The organism is Escherichia albertii NBRC 107761 = DSM 17582, from assembly GCF_000759775.1.
Lineage (GTDB): Bacteria > Pseudomonadota > Gammaproteobacteria > Enterobacterales > Enterobacteriaceae > Escherichia > Escherichia albertii.
In genome coordinates this window covers 1-17,078 of the sequence record NZ_BBMY01000043.1, presented here as the reverse complement: position 1 = coordinate 17,078, position 17,078 = coordinate 1, and the positions used below count along the sequence as shown (strand labels likewise).

At 51.1% G+C, this 17,078-nt stretch carries 14 protein-coding genes; 5 read left to right on the top strand and 9 right to left on the bottom strand.

Annotated features, from left to right (window positions below; all coding sequences use genetic code 11):
* Positions 1–178 precede the first annotated feature (178 nt).
* Complete coding sequence (glyA, locus tag EA14781_RS09960; RefSeq protein ID WP_000919159.1) at positions 179–1,432, bottom strand: serine hydroxymethyltransferase; 1,254 nt, start codon at positions 1,430–1,432, stop codon at positions 179–181.
* Positions 1,433–1,761: 329 nt separating this feature from the next.
* Between glyA and hmpA the strand changes: the two genes are divergently transcribed.
* The gene (gene hmpA, locus EA14781_RS09950; RefSeq protein WP_000883137.1) at positions 1,762–2,952 is read left to right on the top strand and encodes an NO-inducible flavohemoprotein; all 1,191 of its coding nucleotides are present in this window, start codon (positions 1,762–1,764) and stop codon (positions 2,950–2,952) included.
* 47 nt (positions 2,953–2,999) lie between these two features.
* On the opposite strand, the gene glnB is transcribed toward hmpA, so the two are convergent.
* The 4 genes from glnB to qseE are packed head-to-tail and all read right to left on the bottom strand — an operon-like array spanning position 3,000 to position 6,884.
* Entirely contained in the window at positions 3,000–3,338 is a 339-nt protein-coding gene (gene glnB / locus EA14781_RS09945) for a nitrogen regulatory protein P-II (protein WP_000717692.1), read from the bottom strand.
* A gap of 60 nt (positions 3,339–3,398) precedes the next feature.
* The gene (gene glrR / locus EA14781_RS09940) at positions 3,399–4,733 is read right to left on the bottom strand and encodes a two-component system response regulator GlrR (protein ID WP_002461544.1); all 1,335 of its coding nucleotides are present in this window, start codon (positions 4,731–4,733) and stop codon (positions 3,399–3,401) included.
* Entirely contained in the window at positions 4,723–5,436 is a 714-nt protein-coding gene (gene qseG, locus EA14781_RS09935; protein WP_024164742.1) for a two-component system QseEF-associated lipoprotein QseG, read from the bottom strand. Before qseG ends, glrR begins: the two co-directional genes overlap by 11 nt.
* A gap of 17 nt (positions 5,437–5,453) precedes the next feature.
* A complete protein-coding gene (qseE, locus tag EA14781_RS09930; RefSeq protein WP_000832932.1) occupies positions 5,454–6,884 on the bottom strand; it encodes a two component system sensor histidine kinase QseE/GlrK in 1,431 nt (476 codons plus the stop codon).
* 622 nt (positions 6,885–7,506) lie between these two features.
* Here qseE and EA14781_RS09925 point away from each other — a divergent pair.
* Positions 7,507–8,088, top strand: a complete 582-nt coding sequence (locus tag EA14781_RS09925; RefSeq protein WP_001008564.1) for a GNAT family N-acetyltransferase — start codon at positions 7,507–7,509, stop codon at positions 8,086–8,088.
* 68 nt (positions 8,089–8,156) lie between these two features.
* On the opposite strand, the gene purL is transcribed toward EA14781_RS09925, so the two are convergent.
* Positions 8,157–12,044, bottom strand: coding sequence for a phosphoribosylformylglycinamidine synthase (purL, locus tag EA14781_RS09920; protein WP_000970159.1), 3,888 nt, complete (start codon positions 12,042–12,044; stop codon positions 8,157–8,159).
* Between the two features lie 257 nt (positions 12,045–12,301).
* On the opposite strand from purL, the gene mltF reads away from it, so the two are divergent.
* Positions 12,302–13,858, top strand: coding sequence for a membrane-bound lytic murein transglycosylase MltF (gene mltF, locus EA14781_RS09915; RefSeq protein ID WP_000734187.1), 1,557 nt, complete (start codon positions 12,302–12,304; stop codon positions 13,856–13,858).
* Between the two features lie 143 nt (positions 13,859–14,001).
* Here mltF and tadA read toward each other — a convergent pair whose 3' ends face one another.
* Together tadA and yfhb are read right to left on the bottom strand one after the other, a co-directional pair.
* Positions 14,002–14,505 (bottom strand): tRNA adenosine(34) deaminase TadA, encoded by a 504-nt coding sequence (tadA, locus tag EA14781_RS09910; RefSeq protein ID WP_024164741.1) that lies wholly within the window; start codon positions 14,503–14,505, stop codon positions 14,002–14,004.
* 57 nt (positions 14,506–14,562) lie between these two features.
* Positions 14,563–15,198 (bottom strand): phosphatidylglycerophosphatase C, encoded by a 636-nt coding sequence (yfhb, locus tag EA14781_RS09905; protein WP_000190659.1) that lies wholly within the window; start codon positions 15,196–15,198, stop codon positions 14,563–14,565.
* Between the two features lie 208 nt (positions 15,199–15,406).
* Between yfhb and EA14781_RS09900 the strand changes: the two genes are divergently transcribed.
* Both EA14781_RS09900 and yfhL read left to right on the top strand, forming a co-directional pair.
* Positions 15,407–16,255 carry a MurR/RpiR family transcriptional regulator gene (locus tag EA14781_RS09900; protein ID WP_002461536.1) on the top strand — a complete coding sequence of 283 codons (849 nt, stop codon included), beginning with the start codon at positions 15,407–15,409 and terminating at the stop codon, positions 16,253–16,255.
* A gap of 55 nt (positions 16,256–16,310) precedes the next feature.
* On the top strand, positions 16,311–16,571 hold the full coding sequence (gene yfhL / locus EA14781_RS09895) for a 4Fe-4S dicluster ferredoxin YfhL (protein WP_001196296.1): 261 nt from the start codon (positions 16,311–16,313) through the stop codon (positions 16,569–16,571).
* Positions 16,572–16,764: 193 nt separating this feature from the next.
* Here yfhL and shoB read toward each other — a convergent pair whose 3' ends face one another.
* Positions 16,765–16,845, bottom strand: a complete 81-nt coding sequence (shoB, locus tag EA14781_RS09890; RefSeq protein WP_000128778.1) for a type I toxin-antitoxin system toxin ShoB — start codon at positions 16,843–16,845, stop codon at positions 16,765–16,767.
* Positions 16,846–17,078 lie beyond the last annotated feature (233 nt).

Sequence of the window (17,078 nt, the reverse complement as noted above, 5' to 3'; positions counted from 1 at the left end):
TCCCGAAGGAAGCCTTTCAGACTAAAGACAAACGTAAAATTGCCTGATGCGCTACGCTTATCAGGCCTACATGCAGATTGCAATATATTGAATTTGCAAGATTTTGTAGGCCAAATAAGATGTTCACACCGCATCCGGCATGAACAACGAGCACATTGTCAGCAAATCACCGTTTTGCTTATGCGTAAACCGGGTAACGTGCGCAGATGTCGAGAACTTTACCTTTGATGCGCTCAATAACCGCTTCATCATTGATGCTGTCCAGCACGTCACACATCCAGCCAGCCAGCTCTTTCGCTTCTGCTTCTTTGAAGCCGCGACGCGTAATCGCCGGAGTACCCACGCGAATACCGGAAGTTACAAACGGGCTCTTCGGATCGTTTGGTACGCTGTTTTTGTTGACGGTGATGTTGGCACGGCCCAGAGCGGCATCAGCTTCTTTACCGGTCAGGTTTTTATCAACCAGATCAACCAGGAACAGGTGGTTATCAGTGCCGCCGGAAACCACTTTGTAGCCGCGCTCAAGGAACACTTCTACCATCGCTTTGGCGTTTTTCGCGACCTGCTGCTGGTAAGTTTTGAACTCTGGCTCCATTGCTTCTTTCAGCGCGACTGCTTTACCCGCAATAACGTGCATCAGCGGACCACCCTGACCACCAGGGAAGACAGCAGAGTTCAGTTTTTTGTACAGTTCTTCGCTACCGCCTTTCGCCAGAATCAGGCCGCCGCGCGGACCCGCCAGAGTTTTGTGAGTGGTAGTAGTCACAACGTGAGCATGAGGAACCGGGTTCGGATAGACGCCAGCGGCAACCAGACCCGCAACGTGCGCCATATCAACAAACAGGTAAGCGCCGATACTGTCAGCGATTTCACGCATTTTCGCCCAGTCAACCACACCGGAGTATGCAGAGAAGCCGCCGATAATCATTTTCGGCTTGTGTTCTTTGGCTTGTTTTTCCAGATCTGCGTAGTCGATATGACCGGTCGCATCAATACCGTAAGGAACAATGTTGTACAGCTTACCGGAGAAGTTAACCGGAGAACCATGAGTCAGGTGACCGCCGTGCGCCAGGTTCATACCCAGAACGGTATCGCCGGGTTCCAGCAACGCGGTGTAGACTGCAAAGTTAGCCTGAGAGCCGGAGTGCGGCTGAACGTTAGCGTAGTCAGCGCCGAACAGTTCTTTCGCGCGATCGATCGCCAGTTGTTCGACGATATCAACATACTCGCAACCGCCGTAGTAGCGTTTGCCCGGATAACCTTCAGCATATTTGTTGGTTAGCTGAGACCCCTGCGCCTGCATTACGCGCGGGCTGGTGTAGTTTTCGGAGGCGATCAGTTCGATGTGCTCTTCCTGACGTACTTTTTCCTGCTCCATAGCCTGCCACAGTTCGGCATCATAATCGGCAATGTTCATTTCACGCTTTAACATCCGCATCTCCTGACTCAGCTAACAATAAAATTTTTTCGCCTAATTTCGGCGGTCCTGATGGACAACGGCGAACAGTATAACCGAATCATTGTGCGATAACAGGTCTTGACAAAGGAATTTACGCAAACGATTACCTTTAAGCTGGACAAGGCTTTGGAGTATTAAGAACTTATGTCTGGTAACGGATTTCTTTTCAAGTTTGTGATGCAAATTATTCACCTTGTCACATTCTCAACGAAAAACGACAAAGAACCATTTACAATGCAGGGCTATTTTTTATAAGATGCATTTGAGATACATCAATTAAGATGCAAAAAAAGGAAGACCATATGCTTGACGCTCAAACCATCGCTACAGTAAAAGCCACTATCCCTTTACTGGTGGAAACAGGGCCGAAATTAACCGCCCATTTCTACGACCGCATGTTTACTCATAATCCTGAACTCAAAGAAATTTTTAACATGAGTAACCAGCGTAATGGCGATCAACGTGAAGCCCTGTTTAACGCCATTGCCGCCTACGCCAGCAATATCGAAAACCTGCCAGCCCTGCTGCCAGCAGTAGAAAAAATCGCGCAGAAACACACCAGCTTCCAGATCAAACCGGAGCAATACAACATCGTTGGCGAACACCTGCTGGCAACGCTGGATGAAATGTTCAGCCCGGGACAGGAAGTGCTGGACGCCTGGGGTAAAGCCTATGGCGTGCTGGCGAATGTGTTTATCAATCGCGAGGCAGAGATCTATAACGAGAACGCCAGCAAAATCGGTGGCTGGGAAGGTACCCGCGATTTCCGCATTGTGGCTAAAACACCGCGCAGTACGCTTATCACCAGCTTCGAACTGGAACCGGTCGATGGCGGCCCGGTAGCAGAATACCGTCCAGGACAATACCTCGGCGTCTGGTTGAAGCCGGAAGGCTTCCCACACCAGGAAATTCGTCAGTACTCTTTGACCCGCAAACCGGATGGTAAAGGCTATCGAATTGCGGTGAAACGTGAAGATGGCGGACAAGTTTCCAACTGGCTGCATAACCATGCCAACGTTGGCGATGTCGTGAAACTGGTCGCTCCGGCGGGTGATTTCTTTATGGATGTCGCGAATGACACGCCGGTGACACTGATCTCTGCGGGCGTTGGGCAAACACCCATGCTGGCAATGCTCGACACGCTGGCAAAAGCAGGTCACAACGCCCAGGTTAACTGGTTCCATGCGGCAGAAAATGGCGATGTCCACGCCTTTGCCGATGAAGTTAAGGAACTGGGGCAATCACTGCCGCACTTTACCGCGCACACCTGGTATCGCCAACCGAGCGAAGCCGATCGCGCAAAAGGTCAGTTTGATAGCGAAGGTCTGATGGATTTGAGCAAACTGGAAGGCTCATTCAGCGCCCCGGCCATGCAGTTCTACCTCTGCGGCCCGGTTGGCTTCATGCAGTTTGCTGCGAAACAGCTAGTTGAGCTGGGCGTGAAGCAGGAGAATATTCATTACGAATGCTTTGGCCCGCATAAGGTGTTGTGATTTGAGGTTGCCGGATGATGCCATTCATCCGGCATTCTTGACGCGGTTTAAATCGCCGCGTCGTCTTCCTCGCCAGTACGGATACGAATGACTCGCGCCACGTCGAAGACGAAGATTTTACCGTCACCGATTTTACCGGTTTGCGCCGTACGAGTAATAGTGTCTACGCAGATATCCACAATGTCATCTGGTACGACGATCTCAATTTTCACCTTCGGCAGAAAGTCCACCATATACTCCGCGCCACGATACAGCTCGGTATGGCCTTTCTGACGGCCAAAACCTTTCACTTCGGTGACCGTCATACCGGTAATGCCGACTTCAGCCAGCGCTTCGCGGACATCGTCCAGCTTGAAGGGTTTAATAATCGCATCAATCTTTTTCATGCTATTCCTTGAAAAGGTCGCCTGTCTTTTGATCTGCTAAACGTAACACATTACCTCGATTCATTCCTTGAAATCGTTTGCATCCAGCTCGTGTCGGGAAAGCAGTTTATAAAATTCTGTCCGGTTGCGCCCCGCCATTCTCGCCGCATGAGTGACGTTGCCTTTGGTAATTTGCAGCAGCTTACGCAAGTAGTTGAGCTCAAATTGATTACGCGCCTCAACAAAAGTTGGCAGCGCCGTATTTTCGCCCTCCAGCGCCTGCTCCACCAGCGCATCGCTAATCACTGGCGATGAAGTCAGCGCCACGCACTGTTCAATCACGTTGACCAACTGGCGCACATTACCCGGCCAGGCGGCGGCCATCAGACGCTTCATTGCATCGGTGGAGAACGCGCGGACAAACGGTTTATGTCGCTCTGCCGCCTGGCGCAACAAATGGTTTGCCAGTAGGGGAATATCTTCCGTGCGCTCCGCCAGTGTCGGAATTTTCAGGCTGACGACGTTGAGGCGGTAATAGAGATCCTCACGGAACTCTCCACGCGCCATTGCTTTTGGCAGGTCACGGTGAGTTGCGGAAATAATCCTCACGTCAATATCAATATCGCGGTTGCTCCCTAACGGACGGACTTTACGCTCCTGCAATACACGCAGCAGTTTGACCTGCAACGGCGCGGGCATGTCGCCAATCTCATCGAGAAACAGCGTACCGCCTTCCGCTGCCTGAAATAAGCCTTCGCGATTGCTGACCGCGCCAGTAAACGCGCCGCGTGCATGACCGAACAGTTCTGATTCCAGCAACTGCTCAGGCAATGCGCCACAGTTAATAGCAATAAACGGTTTGCCGTTGCGCGGACTGGCGTTGTGGATAGCCTGGGCAAAAATCTCTTTCCCGGTGCCGCTCTGACCATTAATCAAAACGCTAACATCTGACTGCGCCACCAGCCGCGCCTGTTCCAGCAAACGCAACATTAGCGGACTGCGGGTGACTATCGCCTCACGCCAACGTTCATCAGTGGCTGGCGCGGATTGCTCCAGCGCATCGTCAATCGCCTGATACAGCGCGTCTTTATCAACGGGTTTAGTCAGGAAACTAAACACACCCTGCTGTGTTGCAGCAACGGCATCGGGAATGGAGCCATGCGCGGTGAGGATAATTACCGGCATTCCCGGCTGCACTTTCTGGATTTCAGCAAACAACTGCATGCCGTCCATTTCATCCATGCGCAAATCGCTGATCACCAAATCCACTTTTTCGCGATTGAGTACTCTCAGCCCCTCAGCGCCGCTTTCCGCCGTGACCACGCTGTAGCCCTCGCTGATCAAGCGAAGACCAAGTAATTTCAGTAACCCAGGGTCGTCATCAACCAATAATAAATGCGCTGATTTATGGCTCATTTGGAGTGACCTCATTGGTGGATGGCGCAGACTTTTCAGTCTCGTGCGACGTATCCGGCACAAAATTTCCGCCAGGTTTGCGGGTCGAAAGCTGACGTTCAATATCCGTCAGATTTTCTAGCTTGCGGGTCGTCAGTTCCAGTTGCTGCTGCAAGAGTTGATGTTGCTGACGCAAGGTATCCAGTTCGTTGTCACTAGTCTGCTGAAGTTTGCTGTAGCGTTGGCGCTCTTCCGCCAGTTGCAATTGCAGCGCCTGACCGTCACGCCAGAGTTGATACAACGGGCGCACTTGCGCCGGGATCTCGGTACTTAACGCATCAATGCGCGCGACCAGCTGGCGGCGTTCATAAGGCGTGATTTTGGCGTCGGCAAGCAAGATCCCTTGTTTAAAGGTATTTTGCCAGCTACCGTCGTCATATTTGCGGGCTTGCTGACGCGACTGCGCTGGCATTAAACGTTCAGCACAATCCATCGCCCGCAACCAATAAAGTGGGTTAGTTTCGGTTGACTTACCTTGCAGCGCCCAGATATCGCTACACTCGGTTGCCAGATAATCAGCCAGTTGATAAACCGGAATTTTTTCTTCTGCTGATGTATCAATAGCGGGCTTATTATGGCTCTGCACACAGCCCAGCAACGCCAGACAAGGCAACCCCGCCAGCCACAGCCGTCGGGACAAAATTCGTTGAAAAATATGTCGCATATTCACCAGACTTAGCATTATTTCTTCGTGTTTTTCGACGACGGTAATTCAATGCGAAAACAAACGTCTTGCCCGCTCTCGTTGACCAGATACAGTTCCCCCTGCATACGGCGAATACAATCTCTGGCAATGCTTAATCCCAGACCGCTGCCCTTCACCGCCCCTTTTCGCTGGTGGCTTCCCTGAAAAAAGGGTTCGAAGATCATGGCGCGTTCCTCTTGCGGAATGGGCGTGCCTGTATTGATGACATCAATATAAACCCGCGCGCCATGTAAACTGCTGCGAAGACAAATGTTACCGGATTCGGCTCCGTAGTGCACCGCATTGGAGTAAAGATTATCCAGCACGCTCAGCAGCAGCATCGGCTCGGCCAGGCAGGTAGTAACCGAAAGATCGGCGTTGGTATGCATCATTTTAGCCCGAGCTGGCAGACTGTGAGCAGAGACCACCATCTCTACCAGCGGTGCGAGATCGACCTCTTCCAGTTCCACCGCTCCGTCTGCCTGTTTGCGGTTATAATCAAGCAGTTGCTCGATCAGTTTTTGCAAATTACGGCTGCTGCTATCAAGGATGCTCACCACCTCTTTTTGCTCTGGCGTAAGCGGCCCGACAACCTGATCGGCAAGTAATTCGGTGCCTTCACGCATACTCGCCAGCGGCGTTTTTAATTCATGGGATAAATGACGCAGGAACTGATGGCGTTGGGACTCCAGCCATGACAGACGCTCGCTTAACCAGATGATTCGCTGCCCGACCGAACGTAACTCACGAGGCCCACTAAACGAAGCACTATTACCCAGTGAACGTCCTTCCCCCAGTCGGTTGATCATCCGCTCGATATTCTTCACCGGGCCGATAATCATCCGCGTAAAAAGCAGCACCATCGCCAGACTCACCAAAAACAGTACCAGAGACTGCCAGCCGAAATACTGCCCGCGCTCGGCTATTTCCCGCTGGAGCTGCTGCCCGCGTGAGAAGACTACAGAGCGAGTGGCCTGCACCATTTCAGTATTGCTATTGGCAAAAGCTTCCAGACGCGCGGCGGCAGCGGCATCAGGACCGCTGTTGTTGCATTGAAGTTGAGCGAGATTATTCAGATCCTGGCGTAATGCCTGGTAGAGTTTATCGTCTGGCAGCACGCCTGCGTGGGCATCAAGCATTTCGCTGTAGCGCTTGCGCTGGCTTTGATAGACCTTCGCCAGAGTGGGGTCGTCCAACACACAATACTGACGGTAGCTACGTTCCATCTCCAGCGCCGCGTTGGTCATTGCTTCACTACGGCGGGCATCGATAAGTGTCGTGCGATTGACCAGCGCCGCCTGATCGCTAAGCGCATTAAGGCTTTGCCAGGCTTGCCATGCCAGCACCAACAGGGGCAGCAGAATCAGCAAAAATGCCAGCATTACCAATTGTCGTAATGAACGGGGAAAAACGGGCCAGCGTTTCAAGGCGTTACTCTCGTCAGACGCGAATAACCAAATGCTAACCGAGGGGAAGAGCAGATACAACAAAGCCGGGAATGACCCGGCTTTGTTATGGAATAAGGCGGTGCCTAACTCGACGTTTCGCCCGAGGGTTGATATAGCTAAGCTGATATCAGAAGTTGGACGGCAGGCACCTTGTTGTGCGTCATTCGAATTTTATGTAGCGCGTCCCGAAGGGGCTGACATAAATGGGTGAATGAGCCACTGCGGTGTATTATGCAGAAAGCATGCCACAATGCAAACAACAAATTAACCCATTGAATATTAATAACTTTACATTACCTCATCTTCCAGCGTTATAAGCTTATTTTTTAAACATAGCGTCTCCAATCAGAGACTCAATAATGCAAAAAACAGCAAATCATTTAAAATCAATAAACTAAACGTCTCTTTTTGGAGACACTCATTCTCCCGATCGTCGCAAATTACCGACACTTTCCTGAGAGTGTCATCACTGTATCGGCGACATGAGATGATTACACTTTCCGGCAATACCTGAGATAAAAAGGTATTGCGTCGGTAACATATCTATAAGAGCACCGCTCTCACTAATAGTGGCGCGACTCATAATCAGGGAAATAAAGTAATGAATTTTGAAATCGTAACGGAAGGCGATATAGAACAATGTCGGGCACTCTGTAATGAGCTTATGCAGCATCAATACAAGATGTCAGTACAGCAACGACATATTTTTGCCGGTATGAACTTCGATACACGGCTAAAACCCAGTTTTGAAAATGCATCGGAGAAAATGCTGGTTATTGCTAAAGATGAAGGTAGCCCTATCGGTTATCTGTATGTGGATATCGATATTATTCATGAGGAAAATATAAATCCGACACTTGAACAGATCCCGCCATGGGCCAGGGCGCTATATCAGCCCGGCGAATCGATTGAAGGTTTATACCCATCATGGATAACACCACAAAAAGTGGGACATTTAAATAATTTATATGTCAAACCTGAATATCAAAAACGAGAATTAGGGCGCAAATTTATGGATATTGCGCTGGATTATTTTCATCGCCACGAAGAAGTCAGCAACGTTTTCGTTCATATTTCTAACGGCAACGATACTGTTATTGATTTCTATAAGAAATTTGGTTTTACCCATAGCCATGATGTCTTCAAAGGCATTATCTATGGTTATCTGTTAAAAATCAGGTGATCAATAAAAAAGCCCTTTGCACAGACAAAGGGCTCATATTTTAGCACCGACTAGTTGTTGTGATGTTATTACCCCAACTGCTTACGCGCATTGCGGAAAATACGCATCCACGGGCCATCCTCGCCCCAGTTTTCCGGGTGCCAGGAGTTGCTGACAGTACGGAAAACACGTTCCGGGTGCGGCATCATTATGGTGACACGACCGCTTTCGGTGGTAACCGCCGTAATGCCGTTTGGAGAACCGTTCGGGTTAGCCGGGTAGGTTTCGGTGACTTTACCGAAGTTATCGACATAGCGTAATGCTACCAGCCCTTTGCTTTCCAGTGCCGCGAGGTGCGCCGCATTACGTACTTCAACGCGCCCTTCGCCGTGAGAAACGGCAATCGGCATCTGCGACCCTACCATCCCCTGCAACAGCAGCGACGGACTTTGGGTCACTTCAACCTGGCTGAAACGCGCTTCAAAGCGATCGGAGGTGTTACGCACAAAACGTGGCCACAACTCACTACCTGGGATCAGTTCGCGCAGGTTAGACATCATCTGGCAACCGTTACATACCCCCAGCGCCAGCGTTTGCGGGCGATGGAAGAAGGTTGCAAACTCATCGCGTACACGGTCATTGAACAGGATAGACTTCGCCCAGCCTTCACCGGCACCCAGCACGTCACCGTAGGAGAAACCGCCGCATGCTACCAGGGCGTGGAAATCCTCCAGGCCCGTGCGTCCAGCCAGCAGGTCGCTCATATGCACATCGATTGCATCGAAGCCCGCACGGTGGAAAGCTGCCGCCATTTCAACATGGGAGTTCACGCCCTGCTCACGCAGCACAGCAACTTTCGGACGCGCGCCAGTGGCAATATACGGTGCAGCCACATCTTCGTTGATATCGAACGACAGTTTCACATTAAGGCCCGGATCGGCGTCGTTTGATTTCGCCTGATGTTCCTGATCGGCACACTCCGGGTTGTCACGCAGGCGCTGCATCTGCCAGGTCGTTTCTGCCCACCAGACACGCAACGTAGTGCGGCTTTCGCTGAATACCGCCTGTTCGTTGGCGGTAATCACAAAACGGTCGCCGGAAACCGCCTGGCCAACATAATGGACGCAATCAGCAAGCCCATGTTGTACCAGTACCGCTTCAACTGCCTCGCGGTCAGCAGCACGTACCTGAATCACCGCACCCAGTTCTTCGTTAAACAACGCCGCCAGGCAATCGTCACCCAGAGTAGCGATATCCGCGTCAATACCGCAATGACCAGCAAATGCCATTTCCGCCAGCGTCACCAGCAGACCGCCGTCAGAGCGGTCGTGATACGCGAGCAGCTTACGCTGTGCAACCAGCGCCTGAATCGCGTCATAGAAGCCTTTCAGTTGGGCAACATCACGTACATCTGCCGGTTTGTCGCCAAGCTGACGATAAACCTGCGCCAGCGCCGTTGCACCCAGCGCATTATTGCCAAGGCCCAGATCAATCAGCAGCAGTGCGTTATCTTCGGTAGAAAGCTGCGGCGTGATGGTGTGACGCACATCTTCCACGCGAGCAAATGCAGAAATCACCAGCGACAGCGGCGACGTCATTTCGCGCTCTTCATTACCTTCCCGCCAGCGGGTTTTCATCGACATAGAGTCTTTACCCACCGGGATCGTCAGGCCCAGCGCCGGACAAAGCTCTTCGCCCACCGCTTTAACAGCTTCATACAGGCCAGCATCTTCACCAGGATGACCCGCCGCCGCCATCCAGTTAGCGGAAAGTTTGATGCGTTTGATATCGCCAATCTGCGTAGCGGCGATGTTGGTTAATGCTTCACCGACCGCCAGACGGGCAGAGGCGGCAAAATCCAGCAGCGCAACCGGCGCTCGTTCGCCAATTGCCATCGCTTCACCGTAGTAGCTGTCGAGGCTGGCAGTAGTCACCGCGCAGTTAGCGACCGGCACCTGCCACGGCCCCACCATCTGATCGCGCGCTACCATGCCAGTTACGCTACGATCACCGATAGTCACCAGGAAGGTTTTCTCTGCCACGGTCGGAAGATGCAGCACACGTTTGACCGCATCAGCAATGGTGATATCCGCACGATTAAACGCATCGCCCTTCGCTTTCAGCGTTTGTACGTTGCGGGTCATTTTCGGCGTTTTGCCGAGCAGCACATCCAGCGGCAGATCTATCGGCTGATTATCAAAATGACGATCGTGCAAAGAGAGATGTAATTCTTCGGTGGCCTCACCAATCACCGCGTACGGCGCGCGTTCACGCTTACACAGTTCATCAAACAGCGGCAACTGATCGGCAGCAACCGCCAGCACATAACGTTCCTGGGATTCGTTACACCAGATTTCCAGCGGGCTCATGCCCGGTTCGTCACTCAGGATGTCGCGCAGTTCGAATTTACCGCCGCGCCCGCCGTCGCTTACCAGTTCAGGCATGGCGTTAGAAAGTCCGCCCGCGCCGACGTCATGGATAAACAGAATCGGGTTCGCGTCGCCAAGCTGCCAGCAACGGTCGATCACTTCCTGGCAGCGACGCTCCATCTCCGGGTTGTCACGCTGTACGGAAGCAAAGTCGAGGTCGGCATCAGACTGACCAGACGCCATGGAAGACGCCGCGCCGCCGCCAAGACCGATATTCATCGCCGGTCCGCCAAGAACGACCAGCTTCGCACCAACGTTGATCTCGCCTTTTTGTACGTGATCGGCACGAATGTTGCCGATCCCGCCCGCCAGCATGATCGGTTTGTGATAACCGCGCAGCTCTTCGCCGTTGTGGCTGTTCACTTTTTCTTCATAAGTACGGAAGTAGCCGTTCAGTGCCGGACGACCAAATTCGTTGTTAAATGCCGCGCCGCCCAGCGGGCCTTCGGTCATGATGTCCAGCGCGGTGACAATGCGCTCAGGCTTACCAAAATTCTCTTCCCACGGTTGTTCAAAGCCGGGAATACGCAGGTTGGAAACGGAGAAACCAACCAGACCGGCTTTCGGCTTCGCGCCGCGCCCGGTGGCGCCTTCATCGCGAATTTCGCCGCCGGAACCGGTCGCCGCGCCCGGCCATGGAGAAATTGCCGTCGGGTGGTTATGAGTTTCGACTTTCATCAGAATATGCGTCGGTTCCTGATGAAAATCGTAGCGGCCCGTTTCATGGTCAGCAAAGTAGCGGCCCACTTCGGAACCTTCCATCACGGCGGCGTTATCTTTATAAGCAGAGAGAACGTGATCCGGCGTGGTTTCGAAGGTATTTTTGATCATCTTAAACAGCGATTTCGGCTGCTGTTCACCGTCGATAATCCAGTCGGCGTTAAAAATCTTGTGGCGGCAGTGCTCGGAGTTCGCCTGAGCGAACATATAAAGCTCGATGTCGTTCGGGTTACGACCAAGCTTAGTGAAAGCATCTTGCAGATAGTCAATTTCATCATCCGCCAGTGCCAGACCGAGACGCAGGTTAGCATCAATCAGTGCCTGACGGCCCTGCCCCAGCAAATCAACGCTGGTGACCGGAGTTGGCTGATGATGAGCAAACAGTTGTTCTGCATCATCTAAAGCAAAAAAGACCGTTTCCATCATGCGGTCATGCAGTTCAGCGGTAACCTGCTGCCATTGCTCATTGGTCAGCGTACCGGCTTCTATATAGTAAGCAACACCGCGCTCAAGGCGATTAACCTGCTGCAGCCCACAGTTATGGGCGATATCAGTCGCTTTCGAAGACCAGGGAGAGATGGTGCCAGGACGCGGGGTCACCAGCAGGAGTTTGCCTTGCGGGACGTGGCTGGCGAGTGCCGGACCATATTTCAACAGGCGCTCAAGTTGCGCGTGCGCTTCTTCGTTTAACGGCGTATTGAGGTCAGCAAAATGGACATACTCGGCGTAAATGTTGTGAACCGGGAGCCTGGCAGCCTGAAAACGCGCCAGCAGTTTATTGATTCGGAATGCCGACAGTGCAGGCGAACCACGCAGAATTTCCATCATAAGTCTCTCGTCTTCTAAGCTTTCGGTGTACCCAAGGGGGGGAAACGGGCGTCATTATAAAGAATCTGATGCGCCGACGAAACCGTTTGCGTGGAAATAAAATCACCCGCGTGAATTAGCAACGCGTGCCGCCAATGACTGTAATAAGTTGCCAACTGACGCAGGTTTACGCAAAATGCCGCTCATTTATGATTAGACCTTTCTTTAGTACTACGATTTTTCAAGCTGGGACGCGCACGACACAGAGAATTAACTAATTGAAAAAATTAAAGATTAATTATCTGTTCATCGGCATTCTGGCACTGCTCCTCGCGGTCGCTCTCTGGCCATCCATTCCCTGGTTTGGTAAAGCCGACAACCGTATCGCCGCCATACAAGCGCGGGGAGAGTTGCGTGTGAGCACTATTCATACTCCCCTGACTTATAACGAAATCAACGGTAAACCTTTTGGCCTGGATTACGAACTGGCGAAACAGTTTGCCGATTACCTCGGCGTAAAACTAAAAGTGACCGTGCGGCAAAATATCAGCCAGCTTTTTGACGATCTCGATAACGGTAACGCCGATTTGCTGGCAGCAGGGCTGGTCTATAACAGTGAGCGAGTAAAAAATTATCAGCCCGGCCCTACCTATTATTCCGTGTCGCAACAACTGGTTTATAAAGTGGGTCAGTATCGCCCGCGTACGCTGGGCAACCTGACGGCGGAACAACTGACTGTCGCGCCAGGGCACGTCATTGTTAACGATCTGCAAACGCTGAAAGAGACTAAGTTCCCGGAATTAGGCTGGAAGGTAGACGACAAAAAAGGCTCTGCGGAGCTAATGGAAGATGTCATCGAAGGCAAGCTGGATTACACCATTGCCGATTCTGTCGCTATTAGCTTGTTTCAGCGCGTTCACCCGGAACTCGCCGTGGCACTCGATATCACCGATGAACAACCGGTGACCTGGTTTAGCCCGCTAGATAGCGATAATACACTTTCCGCCGCCCTGCTCGACTTCTTCAATGAAATGAATGAAGACGGTACTCTGGCACGCATTGAAGAGAAATATCTCGGGCATGGCGATGATTTTGATTACGTCGATACACGTACATTTTTACGCGCCGTCGATGCCGTTCTGCCGCAGTTAAAGCCGTTATTTGAGAAATACGCCGGGGAAATTGACTGGCGTTTACTGGCAGCAATTGCCTATCAGGAATCACACTGGGACGCGCAGGCGACTTCGCCCACGGGTGTGCGCGGCATGATGATGTTAACCAAAAATACCGCGCAAAGTCTGGGGATTACCGATCGCACCGATGCCGAGCAAAGCCTCAGCGGCGGCGTGCGTTATTTACAGGATATGATGAGCAAAGTACCGGAGAGTGTACCGGAAAACGAACGCATTTGGTTTGCGCTCGCCGCCTACAATATGGGCTACGCACACATGCTGGATGCCCGTGCGCTAACGGCAAAAACGAAAGGAAATCCTGACAGTTGGGCCGACGTAAAACAACGTCTGCCCTTGCTGAGCCAGAAACCTCATTACAGCAAGCTAACGTACGGCTATGCACGCGGTCATGAAGCTTACGCTTATGTAGAAAACATTCGTAAGTATCAAATTAGCCTGGTGGGTTACCTGCAAGAAAAAGAAAAGCAGACGACAGAAGCAGCGATACAACTGGCGCAAGATTATCCGGCAGTATCGCCAGCTGAATTGGGTAAAGAAAAATTCCCCTTTCTCTCGTTTCTTTCCCAGTCATCATCGAACTATCTGACACACTCTCCTTCGCTGCTGTTTTCCAGGAAAGGAGGTGAGGAGAAACAAAATTAATCCGCAGATTGCTGACAAAGAGGGCTTTGTTCATGCCGGATGCAGCGTGAACGCCTTATCCGGCCTACATTCAATACATTGCAGAGATTACACTGGTCTGATTAGGCGTAGAGTATCTGGCAATTTTGCATCTGCCATCAGCCTCAATCCGTTGATGATTGCGCTTTTTTCCGGGCCTTAATTTCCTGGCGGCGCATGCGAAAGAAATCACTGAGCAGCGCCGCGCACTCATCCGCCAGAATACCTTCCGTGATTTCCACTCGATGGTTCATTCCCGGATGATGCAGCACATCCATTAATGATCCCGCTGCACCGGTTTTCGCGTCACGCGCACCAAAAACCACACGACCGATACGGCTGTGAATCATCGCCCCGGCACACATCACGCACGGTTCGAGCGTGACATACAATGTCGCATCAATCAGACGATAATTTTGCATTACCAGGCCGCCCTGACGCAGGGCCATGATTTCTGCATGCGCAGTAGGATCATGGCGGCCAATAGGACGGTTCCAGCCTTCTCCGATAACGCGATTGTTATGCACTAATACCGCGCCGACCGGAACTTCCCGCTCGTCCCAGGCACGTTTCGCCAGCGTCAGTGCATGACGCATCCAGTATTCGTGGCTAAATTCGACTTCAGACAAAAAGAAAACTCCGGTTATAAAAGCGCGGCGCATTATACACAGCCGCTATGCTTAACACTATTCCAGTTGCTGGAGTTCGCCACGCGACGTTACGCGCCAGCGATGCTGGCAAAAATAAAGCAGCGGATTGTCCTGATTACTGTCGCTATAGCCACTATATAACCGTAACGGCGTACCGATTTTACGTTCCAGTTGTGCGACTTTCTCATGCCCCAGGCAACGCATCGTCAATACCCAGCCGCCATAGCCACGCTGGATCTGGCTGGCGATAAGATTAACCCGCGGCAGCCACGGCGTATCGAAATAAACCGCTTCAACCAGCGGCTGTGGGGAACCGGTAATCAACCAGATATCGGCATCGGAACTTAACAGGTAGGTGGTCAGACGCTCCTGCACCAACGGGAAGGCAGTAACATTGTCGCGAAACCAGTGTACAAAATCGGCCTGCAGCACCTGTAAACGCGCTTCGCTGTGACCAAAAGTGCATCCCCACAAAAGCAGGCTCATCGGCCAGCGGGCCGCACGACCTTTTATCAATAGCGCAATGACAATGATCGGCAACAACGGCAGGACAAGCAACGCATTCAGCGGTTGACGACGCAATAAATAGCGCAGAAAACTGCCGAACATATCTTGTTGATGCAGCGTTCCATCTAAGTCAAAAAACACCACACGACGCTCGTGAGTTGCCAAACCCTACGCCTATGGACTGAAATATCCTGATTAATCTTTGCTACTAAATAGCCTAACAGATAGATCATCACTTTTCCGGCAACAATCCACAGCATAATGGCTGAATGGAATTTTTAATTCATAGTTCTTACCGACAATGGAATATAATATTCGTTTGCTTGTGTCTCATATTGCCTGTTGTCGCCATTATTTCATTGCGAGGAAAGATATGAACGGCTTACTTCGTATCCGTCAGCGTTATCAGGGGCTTGCCCAGAGTGATAAGAAGCTGGCGGACTATCTCCTGCTACAGCCTGATACCGCCCGCCATCTTAGCTCCCAGCAACTGGCCAACGAAGCCGGAGTCAGCCAGTCCAGCGTAGTAAAGTTCGCGCAAAAACTCGGCTATAAAGGTTTTCCAGCTTTAAAACTGGCATTGAGCGAAGCACTGGCAAGCCAGCCGGAATCATCCTCTGTCCCCATTCATAACCAAATTCGCGGTGATGATCCTCTGCGACTGGTCGGCGAAAAACTGATCAAAGAAAATACTGCCGCCATGTATGCAACGCTGAACGTTAATAGTGAAGAGAAGCTGCACGACTGTGTGGCGATGTTGCGCTCTGCGCGGCGGATTATTCTGACGGGTATTGGAGCCTCTGGTCTGGTAGCGCAAAATTTTGCCTGGAAACTGATGAAGATTGGTTTTAATGCTGCAGCAGAGCGCGATATGCATGCGTTGCTCGCCACAGTACAAGCTTCGTCACCAGACGATCTGTTATTAGCCATTTCCTACACTGGCGTGCGGCGCGAGTTAAACCTGGCGGCAGATGAAATGTTACGCGTGGGCGGCAAAGTGCTGGCAATCACCGGTTTCACCCCCAATGCCCTACAACAGCGAGCTTCTCATTGCCTGTATACCATCGCCGAAGAGCAAGCGACAAATAGCGCATCGATCTCCGCTTGCCACGCACAAGGATTGTTAACCGATCTCCTGTTTATTGCGTTGATCCAGCAAGATCTGGAACTGGCGCCAGAACGTATTCGTCATAGTGAAGCATTGGTGAAAAAACTGGTTTGAGTAAAGAATACGCGTATAATGCCCGCCCGGTTTGTGTTGTTTTGAGAGTTTCCTTATGGCGCTGTTAATCACTAAAAAATGCATCAATTGTGATATGTGTGAACCCGAATGCCCCAATGAAGCGATTTCAATGGGCGAGCATATCTACGAGATTAACAGCGATAAGTGTACCGAATGCGTAGGTCACTACGAAACGCCGACCTGCCAAAAAGTGTGTCCAATCCCCAATACCATTGTAAAAGATCCGCTACATGTTGAGACGGAAGAACAGTTGTGGGATAAGTTTGTGCTGATGCATCATGCGGATAAAATTTAATATCCTACTCTGGAAGTAGAGTGTTAATTATTTTATAGAGAAACATTGACGCTATTATATTTATTTAATTGATGTCGTTAACATAATTATTCACAAGATGAATTTATATAATATCTGCGCAGACATTTATTTATAATTATTAAAGGCGCGCCTGGCTGGTTAACCTGACGCGCCTTAAGTACGTTTCCTTGTGTTATAAGAACAGAAGGATCAGCTGTAAAACAGCAATGATGACTTTGATGACCCGTTTAATCAGGTATCGGCAATCAGTCATTCGTTTTTCCTTAAACAAGGAGTGCAGCCGTTCAGCTTAGCCCTTACATCTCCCCAAAACTGAACATGCGAGTTATTGAGGATGCGTGCTGCACTCCACACCAGAGCTTTGACGACACCACTCGTTTCAATGGGGGAATTCTGCGGCATGGTGTAAAGCACAGCAAAATCACCAATAACGAAGCCAATTTTAATGTACTTACGAATTGGCGGTCACGTTAATCTTTCCATCAA